General features: G+C 48.6%; 10 protein-coding genes. 5 read left to right on the forward strand and 5 right to left on the reverse strand.

Annotation, left to right across the window (positions count from 1 at the left end; genetic code table 11):
* Positions 1 to 494 precede the first annotated feature (494 nt).
* The 3 genes from Q1A54_RS20175 to Q1A54_RS20185 are packed head-to-tail and all read right to left on the reverse strand — an operon-like array spanning position 495 to position 3,887.
* Complete coding sequence (locus tag Q1A54_RS20175) at positions 495 to 1,130, reverse strand: phosphatase PAP2 family protein (RefSeq protein ID WP_299991822.1); 636 nt, start codon at positions 1,128 to 1,130, stop codon at positions 495 to 497.
* A gap of 53 nt (positions 1,131 to 1,183) precedes the next feature.
* Positions 1,184 to 2,539, reverse strand: coding sequence for an ATP-binding protein (locus Q1A54_RS20180; RefSeq protein ID WP_299991825.1), 1,356 nt, complete (start codon positions 2,537 to 2,539; stop codon positions 1,184 to 1,186).
* Positions 2,529 to 3,887: a sigma-54 dependent transcriptional regulator gene (locus Q1A54_RS20185; RefSeq protein ID WP_299991828.1), complete on the reverse strand. Its 1,359-nt coding sequence runs from the start codon at positions 3,885 to 3,887 to the stop codon at positions 2,529 to 2,531. Before Q1A54_RS20185 ends, Q1A54_RS20180 begins: the two co-directional genes overlap by 11 nt.
* A gap of 288 nt (positions 3,888 to 4,175) precedes the next feature.
* Between Q1A54_RS20185 and Q1A54_RS20190 the strand changes: the two genes are divergently transcribed.
* From Q1A54_RS20190 to Q1A54_RS20200, 3 genes are all read left to right on the forward strand, one after another.
* The gene (locus Q1A54_RS20190) at positions 4,176 to 6,602 is read left to right on the forward strand and encodes an ABC transporter permease (protein ID WP_299991831.1); all 2,427 of its coding nucleotides are present in this window, start codon (positions 4,176 to 4,178) and stop codon (positions 6,600 to 6,602) included.
* Positions 6,603 to 6,896: 294 nt separating this feature from the next.
* A complete protein-coding gene (locus Q1A54_RS20195) occupies positions 6,897 to 9,347 on the forward strand; it encodes a TonB-dependent receptor (protein ID WP_299991834.1) in 2,451 nt (816 codons plus the stop codon).
* Between the two features lie 376 nt (positions 9,348 to 9,723).
* Complete coding sequence (locus Q1A54_RS20200) at positions 9,724 to 9,930, forward strand: hypothetical protein (protein WP_007660323.1); 207 nt, start codon at positions 9,724 to 9,726, stop codon at positions 9,928 to 9,930.
* A gap of 206 nt (positions 9,931 to 10,136) precedes the next feature.
* Here the strand turns inward: Q1A54_RS20200 and Q1A54_RS20205 are convergent, their stop codons facing one another.
* Entirely contained in the window at positions 10,137 to 10,571 is a 435-nt protein-coding gene (locus tag Q1A54_RS20205) for a hypothetical protein (protein ID WP_299991837.1), read from the reverse strand.
* Positions 10,572 to 10,642: 71 nt separating this feature from the next.
* On the opposite strand from Q1A54_RS20205, the gene tcmP reads away from it, so the two are divergent.
* Together tcmP and Q1A54_RS20215 are read left to right on the forward strand one after the other, a co-directional pair.
* The gene (tcmP, locus tag Q1A54_RS20210) at positions 10,643 to 11,767 is read left to right on the forward strand and encodes a three-Cys-motif partner protein TcmP (protein ID WP_299991839.1); all 1,125 of its coding nucleotides are present in this window, start codon (positions 10,643 to 10,645) and stop codon (positions 11,765 to 11,767) included.
* Between the two features lie 567 nt (positions 11,768 to 12,334).
* A complete protein-coding gene (locus Q1A54_RS20215; RefSeq protein ID WP_299991840.1) occupies positions 12,335 to 12,898 on the forward strand; it encodes a DUF1543 domain-containing protein in 564 nt (187 codons plus the stop codon).
* 129 nt (positions 12,899 to 13,027) lie between these two features.
* On the opposite strand, the gene Q1A54_RS20220 is transcribed toward Q1A54_RS20215, so the two are convergent.
* Positions 13,028 to 13,416: T9SS type A sorting domain-containing protein (locus tag Q1A54_RS20220; RefSeq protein WP_299991843.1), on the reverse strand; the 389-nt coding region annotated here is incomplete at its 5' end.

Raw genomic sequence — 13,416 nt, forward strand, 5'->3', positions numbered from 1 at the left:
TTTCCCGAAGTTAGCGAGGCTTCTACTTCTTGTTGAGTAAGATTTCTGTTCATTTATCTCTTAATATGACCGCCAACTATAGTATAAACGGAAGTCTATTCCGTCTATCCGCCTTATAAGCGAAGGTGGTTTTATCTGCTTAAACACACTTATTTCTGTGCACCTTTGCATGATCGCCTTCATAGCGCTTTACTAATATAGTGATTTTACAGAGACTTGACAACTAATCCAATATTATCCCAGCATAAAGCGAACCGTAGAAGTAAAGCTTATGTAAATCACATCATTATGGTGAAATAGTAGATTTTTTTCAAGGTGTATTGGGCAAGTTATCACGCCATGAAACGACTCTGTGTTATGCTCAGCTTATGTAAGAAAAGCCTAGAAGCGTTTATAAACGCAACTAAACGTTTCAAAAAACGGATGTTTCAATTAGCAGAGCTGGGCTTGGTCGATTTTCGTCTGACAGGTTGCACCTCAAAGCACTGCTATACCTATCGCACTAGCCTTAAATTCCGACTCCGTCTAAGCAAGGTATAGAACTGTTCCCGGTGTTTCCGAAAGGCATAAGTAGACAGGAATGCAGCCCCAGATCCGAGAAGCATGGAACCGAGTACATCGCTCGGATAGTGCACGCCTAACGCCAGTCTGGAATAGGCCACGAGCAAGGCCCAGGTCAGTATGAGGCCGCGCAGAGCTGAGTTGCGGAACATCAGCACAAGCACGACGGCCGCCGTAAAGGCAAAAGCTGTATGCCCGGAAGGGAAGGAGGGGCTGCTGGCCTCTGCAATCTGCTCAATCGTGTCGTGAGTGATAAAGGGGCGGGGACGATCGACGGTGTATTTCAGCAAACCGATAAACAGAATATTCAAACCCATAGCAAATACATACTGGTAGGCTTTCAACTTGAGCGAAACCATCCTCCTGAAATGCCCCGCCAGGTATAGGCAAAGCGGTACCAGGGCTCCGAGTCCGTAGGCGGTAACAGTCAGGGTGAGCAGCAGGAAGTCCAGGTCTGTTGCCCGGTTGCCATTCAGCAGCTGCAGCGTGGCCAGGTCCAGATTGGCGAAGGTTTCGAAGAGGGTAGTCGTTAGTATGAGCAGTAGGGCCAGATGCGGAAGCAGAAACATGGGTAAGCTTTAATATTTTCAGGTTCTGATTCCTATACGAGGCTTTTAAAATTTCATTGCCCAAAACGGAGCATAAAAGTAGTGCCTTCTCCCGGAGCCGATTGCACTTGTATCGTTCCGCGGTGCAACAGCACGATCTGTTTACAAAGGCTCAATCCGATGCCGCTGCCTTGCTTACGTGTGCTAAAGAAAGGTATAAAGATCTTCTCCTGCACTTCCTGAGACATGCCGATGCCATTGTCCATGACCTTGATGACCGTTTTCTCATCAGGCGAGGTATAGGCTGCGAGGGTGATCTGTGGATCTTCCACCGTTTTCACTGCTTCCATGGCATTGACCAGAAGGTTAATCAGCACCTGGTCCAGCAGGGTAGGGTCGGCGTGCAACGTTATATAGGGGTTAGCCAGGTTCGTCTCCAGTTGTATCCCCTTTTGCGCCAGGGTCGGGAGCATCAAACGCTGCAGGTTAGCAAAAAGGTCTTTCACGTATACCGTGTCCAGGTTCAGCTTTGTGATCTTGTTCAGGTTGCGGTAGGTTTCGGCAAAGCGGAGCAAACCCTCGCTTCGCTGCTTGATCGTGCTTATACCTACTTCCAGGTCCTCCAAGTCTTCTGCAGTTATACCTGTGGACTGGGTTTCCTGGAGGCGATTTTTGAGGGTATCCGCCAGCGAGGAAATAGGCGCTACGGAGTTCATGATCTCATGTGTGAGCACGTTCAGTAACTTCTGCCATGCCTGCGATTCTGTCTCGTCCAGCGCTTCATTCACGTTCTGAAAAGCAACCAGCTTATACCTGCTTCCTTCGTTCTGCAGCGCAGTGGCGGAGAGCAGGACTTTAGTCGTGTTCTTCTCGAAATGGGAGGTATGCGCCGTCGCGATGCGGGTATGGCCGGGCTCAAGGGCCAATATGGATTCATACAATTCCTTGTCCCGCTTCGAGAGATAATGGATCGTTTTCATGAAGGGCACATGCAGCAACTTCCGGAGTGATTCGTTCATGAGCACCACTTCCCCGTTATCCATGTTATAAGACAGAATGCCGGTTTCCACCAGCTCCATCACCTTCTGCAGATTATGGTACTGGGTTTCTTTCTCGAGTGTAATAGTCTTGAAAGTGGAGTTGATCTCGTTGAAGCCCTTGCGAAGTGGCTGCAGTTGGGTATAGGCATGGCGTTCATCAAAATGCCGGGAGAAATCACGGTAATGCACGGATTCTATAAATTGATTGAACTCCGTCTGGGTCTTTCGCAGAAAGCGAAGCAGGTCCACCACCTGAAGAATAAAGACCGGCAGCCAAAATACCAGTGCCTCCGACCAGCCCTTAACGATGACAAAAGCCGGTACGCTCAAGGTCAGGAGCAAGATCATGACCCTAGCGATCAGCGCCCATTCCAGATTCTTAAAGCCCATACTTGTTCATGCGTCGGTAGAGCGCCGTTCTGGTAATGCCGAGTTCTTTGGCGGTTCGGGTCAGGTTGCCATTATGCAGCTGCAATACTTTGTTAATGGTCAGCTTCTCGAGCTCCTCCAGGTTAGTGCCGTGCTCCAAGGCTTCGCCTGCAGGTGCCGCCTCTATGGGCGAAAAGAGAATATCATCTGCATCCAGAAGCGCCCCATCGGCCATAATCACTGCTCTTTCAATGGCATACTGCAGTTCCCGCACATTGCCGGGAAAGTGATAGTGCAGCAGTTTATCCTGCGCGGCCTTGCTGAGTTCTGGCACCGGTTTCATGTATTTTTGCGCGTATACCTGCGCAAAGTGCGTGGCCAGCAGCACAATGTCTTTCCCTCTTTTGCGAAGTGGCGGTATCAGGATCTCTACCGTGTTGATGCGGTAGATCAGGTCCTTTCGGAAGCGTGACTCGTTGGCCAGTTCACTCAACGGCACGTTAGTGGCGCAGAGCAGGCGCACGTCGATGTTCACCGGTTCATTTGCTCCCACCCGAATCACTTGGCGGTTCTGGAGCACACTCAGCAACTTAGACTGCTGATGCAGCGAGATGTTGCCAATTTCATCCAGGAAGATGGTACCGCCCTGTGCGGCCTCAAAACGTCCGGCACGGTCCTCACGGGCGTCGGTAAAAGCGCCTTTTTTGTGGCCAAACAACTCACTCTCGAAGAGCGAATCTGTAAGGGCGCCCACATCTACTTTCACAAAGGGTTTGGCAGCCCGCAGCGATTGCTCATGAATGGCTTTGGCTACCAACTCCTTACCCGTTCCGTTTTCGCCCAGTATCAGGATGTTGGCGTCGGTGGGAGCTATTTTCTTTATCTTGAGTTTAATGTCCTGCATGACATCCGACTCGCCCAGCAGTTCAAAGTCGCTGGAAGGAACGTTGGTACCTGAGGCCGTTGCTTTGCTGCCATTTACCTTCTGGCTTACGGCATTGGTAATCGTATTGAGCAGTTTCTCGTTATGCCATGGCTTTACGACAAAGTCGAAAGCGCCTTCTTTCAGGGACCTGATGGCCAGATCGATGTCACCGTAGGCCGTGATCATGATAACAGCCACCTCCGGACGCAGTTCCTTTATTTTCTGTAGCCAGTATAAACCTTCGTTGCCGGTATGGATGGCGCTCTTGAAGTTCATGTCGAGCAGAATAGCGTCGAAGCTGTATTGCTTCAGCAAAAAGGGAAGCTGTTCGGGGTTCTTTTCCGTCACAATCTCTTTCACCTGTGGCCGGAGCATCAGACGGACAGCCGTGAGCACATCGGCATCATCGTCAACAATCAATATGGAGGCCTTTTTTAACAGCATAAGCAAGTATAATATAGTACCGAAAGAAACTATAATTATGCCATTAATACAACTCGCTGATTACGAAGCTAAAACAGACATTTCTGTAAATAAAGGCGTGCGATATCGCACACCGGCTGCGCGAAAATGTACGCAATTAAGTTGGTATTATTGTGTAAGTTATTGGTAATCAATAATATAAATTTATGGCATTTGCTCTGTATTAAAAGCTGCGGACAGGCAGTTCATTTCTAAAAATCAGAATTGCTGGAGTCATACTATATCGCATCATCCACTAAATTGAGCGTCATGTTCAGGAACTACGTCAAAACCGCTTACCGAAACCTGCTTCGGCACAAAGGCTTTTCCTTCATCAATATAGCGGGCCTGGCCCTGGGCATTACAGCCTGCCTGCTCATTGGCCTGTTTGTGTACGACGAACTGCAGTACGACAAGTTCCTGCCGGAAGGTGAACAGGTATACAGGGTGTATAACGATAAGTCTGCCAAAGAAGCTGGAGAGATGGTGGCACCAGTGCCGCCTACATTTGCCACTACACTGGAGCAGGATTTCCCGGAAGTGGAGCAGGCCGTGCGTATCTTAATGGTGCAGTTCGACGCCAATAACCTGATAGAGGCCGGAGACAAGCGGATCTATGAGAAAGGCAGGTTTTTCTCCGACCCCGGCTTTTTTGAATTATTCCAGTTGCCGTTTATCTACGGTTCACCCGATAAGGCGCTGGCAGATCCTTCTTCTATCGTGATCTCTGATGAATTTTCGCAGCGGGTGTTCGGGGACATCAACCCTGTCGGCAGACAGGTGTCCGTAAACAAGCTGCCTTACATCGTGCGGGGTGTCTTTAGCACCAAAGAACGATTCCATCTTCCTGTGAACTTTATACACTCGCTGGAATCCGCCGAACTGCCGGCAGAGCGTATGAAGAGCTGGAATTGGCAACAGTTTTATACTTATGTTAAGCTGAAGGATGGGGCCAACCCGCAGTTCCTGCAGACAAAATTCAGGGAGATAGTGGCAAAGCAGCGCAATCCTGATACCAATGAGCCTTATGATTACAAACCGGTCCTGCAGCCGGTCGATGAGGTATACCTGCATTCAGCCAGTTTTAAACACGACCAGGCTATTCGTGGCAACATTACCTATGTCAAGGCGCTGAGTATCATTGCCGTGTTTATTCTGCTGATCGCCTGTTTTAACTTCGTAAACCTGGCTACTGCCAAATCAATGCAGCGGGCAAAAGAGGTAGGTGTGCGTAAGTCCATTGGTGCCAGCCGCGGGCAGCTCGTGATGCAGTTTCTGGGCGAAACCCTGCTGCTCACCCTTATCAGCGTGATCTTCTCTGCTGCGCTAACTTCCCTGCTGCTGCCTTCGCTCAACGCCTTCACGGGCAAGGAAATGAGCTTCAATATTTTCACAAACCCTGAGCTGTTGTTCCTTTTGCTGGTCCTGACACTGGTGGTTGGTTTGCTGGCAGGCTTCTACCCGGCCCTTGTGCTCTCTGGTTTCCAGCCTGTCAAGGTGCTGAAAAGGGCCGTGGTGGTTGACAGCAAGGTTGGCCGGATACAGTGGTTGCGCCACGGTCTGATTGTGGTGCAGTTCGCCCTCTCTATTTTCCTCATCATCTGTGCCTTCATTGTTTATCAGCAGGTGTCTTATCTGCACAACAAGGATTTGGGTTTTAACAAAGATCAGATCATGTTTTTCCAGATGCGGGGTGAGAACATGTTCGATAATTATGAGACCTTCAAAAATGAGCTGCGGAATGTTCCTGGTATTAAGAATGTATCCATTGGCTATGGCTTTCCGGGCGATGCCACGGCGGGTGACGGAATCATTGTGCCCCGAAATGGGGAGCAGGTGCACTACGGCGTGACGCATCTGATGGTCGACTATGATTACATCAATACCCTGGACGTGGAGGTGGTGTCCGGACGGCCTTTCTCCAAAGCGCATAGAACCGATGCCGACCATGCTTTCATGATTAATGAGACAGCAGTGCGGGAACTAGGCTATGGCTCACCTGAGCAGGCGCTGGGCCAGACGCTGCGCTGGAATGTGTGGAACGACTCTGATAAGGATACGCTGAAGGAAGGAAAGATCATCGGCGTGGTAAAAGACTTTCACTTCAAGAGCCTCTACGATAAGGTAGACCCTACGGTGCTGCAGATCTTCCCGGGCGCCAATTGGAAAGTGGCTGTGAAAGTAGATGCGCAGCATATTGCAGGTGCCATAGAGCAGGTAGAAAAAGTATGGAACAAATTTGCGCCTGACTACCCGATCGAGTACATTTTTATGGATGAGAACTTCGAAAAAATGTACAAGGCCGAAGACAAACTCAAAACGCTGCTCTGGATATTTACAGGCATAGCCATTTTTGTAGCCTGTCTGGGGCTGCTCGGACTGGCTGCCTACGCTGCTGAGCGCAGGAAAAAAGAAATCGGTATACGCAAGGTGCTGGGTGCTGACAACAGCGCCATTGTCGCCCTGCTCTCAAAGGAGTTTTTGGCCTTGATTGTTATATCGGCTCTCATCGCTTTCCCGCTGGCTTGGTACGCTATGCGGAGCTGGCTACAAGACTTTGCTTATCGCATTGATATGCCGGTATGGACCTTCTTGCTGGCAGGAATAGCTGCCGCAACGGTAGCACTCATCACCATCAGTTATCAGGCACTGAAGGCAGCCATGGCCAACCCCGTGCGTAACCTACGTTTTGATTAATCTGAGGCGCAGCTTATACCTGAAAAAAAGAACAGGAATTTCTGTAACCTTCCTCAAAACTGAAGTTTCCTTCTATGAAGATTATCCGGAGGCTGCTCAGCCCTTAGCAGCTTCTGAAAATAAAACTGGAAAAGCCTGTAAGGTTTTTGAGACTCGGTCGTCTCCTTTAAGAGGGGACGCAGTAGCATGTAAGATTAAATTGGTGCCGGATGCAACTGTGCACAGAAAGATGTGTCTTTAGCTTGTACCCCACGCATACAAAGGCGAATAAATAAAATCATAACTCAATAAACTATGAAAAAAAGTGTACTTTTTTTGATGGGATTGCTATGCCTTTTCCTGTCCGTTTCAGGTGCCGCCCGGGCGCAGGAAGCAGGTAAAATCACCGGCACTCTTTCCGACTCTCTTACTGGCAAACCCATTGAGTATGCTACAGTCGCCTTGCTGCAGCCAGGTACTACACAAGCACTTCAGAGCTCCCTCACCGATGCAACGGGCCGCTTTTCATTCGCAGGGGTGCCTATGGGGAATTACCAGTTAGCCATCAGCTTTCTGGGTTATCAGAAAAAGTTTATCAGCCAGATAGCGGTAAGTGCAGTAAAACCAGAGGTAACTGCAGGAATAATCAAACTGGTGCCTACCGCAACCCAACTCAAAGAAGTGACAGTGGAGACGCTTCGACCTACAATCACACAGGAGGCTGACCGCATGGTAGTCAGTATTGAAGGAACGGCGCTGGCAGCTGGAAGAACAGCTTATGATGTGCTGGCCAGTTCTCCCGGGGTATACATCGATCAGGAAGGCAACATTCAGCTGAATGGGCGTGCAGGCGTAACCGTGATGCTCGACGGAAAGCTGACCTACCTCTCTGCCCGTGACTTGCGCTCGTTGCTCGAAGGTATGGCTGCCGAGAATATCCGCAATATCGAGATCATCACGAACCCATCAGCGAAGTACGATGCGGAAGGATCTTCGGGTATACTCAACATCAACCTGAAAAAGAATACCGTGCAGGGTTTGAATGGCAGTGTGTATGCCGGTGGAAACTACAACTTTAAGCAGTATGGCTACAGCACAGGAGCCAGCATCAACTATAAGACCGGACCGTGGAGTTCTTTCCTGAACCTGGATATGGCGCGACGTGTCGGAGGGCGTGATGCCACCTTCACCCGTGTGTTCAAAGGCGATGAATCCTCTACCTACTTCGATCAGGTGGCAGATGGCAATTTTGAAGTGGAGGGCCCGCCAGCTGTTCGCTTGGGAACAGACTACAGCTTTAATGATAAGCATAGCGTAGGCGTCATGGGGTACTATGCCACCAACCAGTTGCATGCGGACTTCCTGACAGAGACTTACATTGGCCCTTCGCCTGACCAGCCAACCCAGTTTATAGATGCGGACAATTTCAACCAGAACCGCTTTTCAAACAGAACGGCCAATCTGCATTACATGGGCAAGTATGACACGTTGGGTACGACACTCACCGCCGATCTGGACTTTGTGAAGATCAAGAATAGGGGAGACGCCAACTTCTACAACTACTACTACGATCTTACCGATCCGGGTGCCGTTACGCAGGATTTCCTGTATACTAATACACCTAACGAGTTCGATATTTATGCTGCCAAAGTAGATTTTACGAAACCACTGGCACAAGGCCGCAGGCTGGAAATAGGAGCAAAAGCCAGCCGGGTGATATCTGACGCCGACTCCCGCTTTTACTTCAACAACAGCGAAACGCTGGTGCTGGACACAAGGCGTACAAACCATTTTGTGTACGACGAGAACATATATGCCGCCTATGTGAATTTCAACACCAAACTGAATGAGCGGTTTAGCCTTCAGTCAGGTTTGCGGGCAGAGCAGACCCAGTCGAAGGGGGAGTTGCTGACTACGGGGGATGTAACGAAGCGCAGTTACCTCAACCTGTTCCCGAGTTTGTTTCTGCAGCAGAAGGTGAGCGACGACTACCAGATCAACTATAACTACAGCCGCCGCCTGCAGCGCCCAAATTACGGACAGCTGAATCCCTTTTTCGCCTACCGCGACCCTTATACCTACTGGCTGGGAAACCCAAACCTTAAGCCACAGTATACCAATGCGTTCAGTATCTCTCAGGTGTTTAAGAAGACTTACAACCTGACCCTGAGCTATCAGCACACGCAAGATGTTATTGTAGAGCTGGTCGCTATTGATCCGGAAACGGCTACTACCGTGTATTATATCGGTAACGCAGATGACTCCAGAAATCTGAGCCTGACAGCTAATATACCCTACAGCGTCATGAAAAACTGGGAATCGAACAATACATTGATAGTAGCTTATAACGAGTACAATGTGGCGGTTGACAATGGACAGACTGTAAACGACCAGGTGTTCTACATGCTGCAGTCTAACCATACCATCCTGTTGCCTAAAAAAGTAAAACTGGAGCTAAATGGAGTATACCAGGGGCCTAGTGTCTACGCGCTCTACCGTGCCGATCCGCGCTGGTGGTTAAATGTGGGTGTCAAGAAAAGCTTTATGGATGAGAAACTGGACCTGAGCATTAACGCCAACGATATTTTTGGAACACAGCACCTGATCATTGGGGCTAGGCTGGGCGAGGGCAACGTGAGTGACTGGGATCAATATTTCCGACAGCGTAACATCGGGTTTACCCTGCGTTACAAGTTTAGCAGAGGCGCTAAAGTAGAAGAGCGCCGCCGCAACAACCTGGAAGAACTGAACCGCACCGGCGGTTGATCGAATTATTGCTTGTTTGTAAAGGTGAGATTAATGGGGCTTTCTGAGCCCCATTAGCTTTTATAGGCAGTGCTCATCATGTGTATTTATTTTGCTCAAAAATAAGTGCCCGAATGTTGTAACTTTTCCTGAAACCTGAGTTTCTATAAATGAACACCAAAACAACCTGCTCTTTTGGAAATACTGACTGACAATGCTTTGATGCTCCAGGTAAAGTCTGGCGACCTTGACAAGCTGAAATCATGATCAAGAACATGAATGGTAACATCTACCTCAGAAAGGCCTCTAAGTAAGCAGCGGCCTCAGGTATAGCTTTTCTGATATTTTCCCATCTATTCGGCTCCTGTTGCCGTAAGCAAAATAAAAAAGGAAAACTATGAAGACCAATACATCAAAGACCTCTAATCCCTTGAATTACCTGATGGAAAATCCGGGCGATATCATGAACATAGTGAAAAACCCAGGCAAGTACGGTTTGGATACTTTTAACGGTCTGGACAACAAACAGAAGCAGTATGTACTCTTTGCTTTAGGCGCTGGCTTGATCGGTTATGGTATTTACCTGGGTATGAATAAAAAGTAAGTGTCTGGACATCAACCTGCTGTGTCGTGTTACGTATAACAGGTATAGACATTATGTTATCGTTCAGACAGGCGTAAACCTGAATTAAAGCTTGTAGAAGCTTTTGGAAGAATTGCTTCCATGTTTGACGGAACATGAAAAGGAAAAACCTGTTTCAAGTATTTCTTGAAACAGGTTTTTCTGTTTTATACCTGAGGTAAGGCAGGCTATTTCTTTTTCTTGCCTGGACCTTTGCGGGACTGACGGAGTTTGTGCTGCTCTTCTTTCAGCGCTTTAAATTCTTCGTTTGGTAGCGTGACAGTGTACTCCACTGATGAAAGGAAGTGCTCCTGTTCCTCCTCGTCATACATCATCAACACCGACAGGAACTTGTTTTCATTCAACACAAAGTCATCGCCCTCTCTGTCATACACATCGAAATCGTACTCGCCTTCCTGTAGGTGCTTTACCGGTTTAAGAGCCAACTGGTCGCCGGTTATCACAATCGGTTCTTCCAGCTCCACTTCCAGGTTAAAGGGCTGGTAATACTTTCCATCCTTCTTGTAGGTTACATATTCGATCTTATCTACCTCGATGACGATACCTGCATTGCGGTCGTCGCTCTTGTTTTTAATATTGAGAATGTTGCCAGTCAGTTTCATGCTGCAAAATTACGCTTATAATTGAAACAAGCCCTAACTTTACCTTTCCATAAAACATTGGGCTATTTTCCATGTCTACTGCTGATACAAACGATTTTTTTATAGAACAGCGCAGCAGCGCCGAGATCAAGTCAGAGCTGCTGAACGAATTTTTCAAGGCCTGGTGCAGTGCCCAGTTGCAGGGGCAGCGTTATAAGTCTAATCCGGTGCTGGCCTTTATCGACCTGTACGCTGGCGACGGCAAGCCAGAAGACGGTAAGCCCGCCACACCTGTGCGTGTACTCAACAGCATATTCGGGGCCACGGACAAGTATAACCTGAACAAGGTAGTGCGCACTTTTTTCAACGACGAAAAGAAAACTGTCACTGCCAGGCTAAAGGAAAACCTGCAGCAGCTGCCTTACTACGAAGAGCTACAGCATAAGCCCGTGCTCTTGCATGAAGAAGCCAGCCTAGCCTCACTAGCCAAACTCCTCGGCAACGATGTCCCCACCTTGCTATACCTGGATCCGTTCGGCTACGAGTTTTCGCAGCAATTGCTCCTGCAGTCGGTACGTCGCTGGGGGCTGGACCTGTTCATGCTCTTCACGCCTGCCAAGCTACGGGCCGCTGTACAGGGAGCTACCGATGACAGCATCATGGCCGATGTATTTGGGAAAGAGCGCCTCCAGAAGATCCGTGAGTTCTGTGACCGCTACCAGGACGCCGGCCAGCGCGAAGACTTTATGGTCGACCAGTTTGAGGATGTGTACCGTGAGAAGGATTACAAAACGTTCCGCTTCAAGATCAGTCTACCCAAAAAGAATCAGACGAGCCATTACCTGTTTTTTGTCTCGAAGAACGATGCGCCTTACATGAAAATGAAGGAGCTCATGCTCATGTACAGCGATTACCAGGAGGATGGCGTGCCGCTGTTCGGAGCAAACATTAAGCACCAGCTGTCGCTGTTTCAGGAGCAGTACCGCTACTCGATCAAGAACCTGATCGCTGACTTGGCCGAGAAGCGAAGCTATTACCACAACCTGCCCATTGATAGTATTTATCGGCATCACAACATTGGCACGAATTACATCCGGGGTAATTATAAAGAAGCCTTTGAAGCACTCAAAGCGGCAGATGTAGTGGAAGCGATCAACCCGGTTTCGCGACAGCCGATGCGGAAGGTGTCGTTTACTTCGATTATTGGGTATAAGTAAGGGGAGGGGCCATCATGCTATGGCGCGAGCTTCCACGCTCTTGTCTATTGTGGTGGGGCCTCTGGCCGAGGTATAGGTATAGCAAGCAAGTTTGATGTTTCATAGCTTGCCTTAGCCAGGCGGGCACTGTTTGCCCTGGCCGGGCGGGCCTTACTTTTTTCCTTGATGAAAAAAGTAAGCAAAAAAATCAAGACGATTTTAAACTCGCTGACCGCTCAAACACAAAATCGTCATTTGTGCACCTGGCACTTTTATCCGTTGCATAGCTAGCGTGCGAGTTAGTCTTGCTATACCTGCCAGTGATGTGTAGTAATCACTACAACGCTTATACCTGAGAATTGGTAGTGGCAGCAAAGTCCCCTTTGGGGGTAGGGGCCCTCGACAAAGAAGGGGGCAGGGGGATGACAATCGTTCCCAATTCCCTCTGGGGATAGGGCCTTCTACAAAGGGAGGGGCAGGTTAATCGTGTACAAAAATAGAACCGACGCAGCTATACCTATTGAATAGCTGCTTAAATCAAACAACCTATACTTCATAACTATAACCTCATTCCATAACTAAACACCAATGCAAAACCCTAAACTCTTCATGCTAATGCTGGGCTGTCGGCCGGCGGGACGCAACACGGAACAGCACGATATGTTCTTTGCCATTGGCGAACAGGTGAAAGACCTGGTGCCGGCCATCAAAGCTTTCTGGCCGGAGGCGAAGGGCAATATTCACGTGGATGCCTGGCGGGAAGTGACGCAGGTAAATGGCTACCAGGTAAAGGTGGTGCCGAAAACAGCTATACCTGAAGCGGATGGATCTGATAAACTTTTCTTCCTGAACCTGGGAGGCTACAAGCCAAATGAATTCGACGAGTTTCATTACAAAATGCTGGCTGTGGCACCCGATCAGGCGGGAGCTGTGAAACAGGCCAAACAAACAGCTTTTTACAAGCATACGGGCTTTAAAGGCGCCACCTCACACATCGACGATAAGTTTGGTGTAGACGTGGACGAGGTGTATCAAGTGAAAGACATCCTGACTCCTGAAGACAAAGAAAGGTATAGCCTGGTGATCACCCCGAATGCGACAGGTCCGGAAGATGACATGCACTTGGGTTATTTCCAACTTCACAAGCTTTAGGAAAAGTAAAACAGAATGGTACAATTTAATAGCTATCCTAGTTATAGGCTATTTTAATTAATTACTAATATATAAAAAGGACCCAGCCTAAATGTTTAGACAGGGTCCTTTTTTCTAAGTAGTTACTATCTAGAGCGTTTTCATCAATTTAAATACCCTTTTTACACTAGGCCCTTCCACTCTCAGGAAGTAAACTCCAGGTGCCTTCATTTTCTCAGAGAAGTCGAAATCCACATGATTTGACGAGGCTTCCTTCGTCAATGTACCAGAGTAAAGCCTCTCTCCAATGGAATTCACTAAGCTATACTGCAGTTGTTCATGATTCTCAGAGAACACAGCTAATTTAACACGACCATCACTAGAAGGATTCGGGTAGACGTATGCTGCTCGAATTGCTTCAGGTGATCTCTGCTCCTGTAACGTGTTTTTAGTCAATGCCGTGCTCTCCCTGTCGACCACGGTGAAGGTGATGGTCAGGGGTGTTCCGGCCGTTCCGGTGCCGTTGCTTCCTGAGTACG

Source organism: uncultured Pontibacter sp. (assembly GCF_947502515.1).
Lineage (GTDB): Bacteria > Bacteroidota > Bacteroidia > Cytophagales > Hymenobacteraceae > Pontibacter.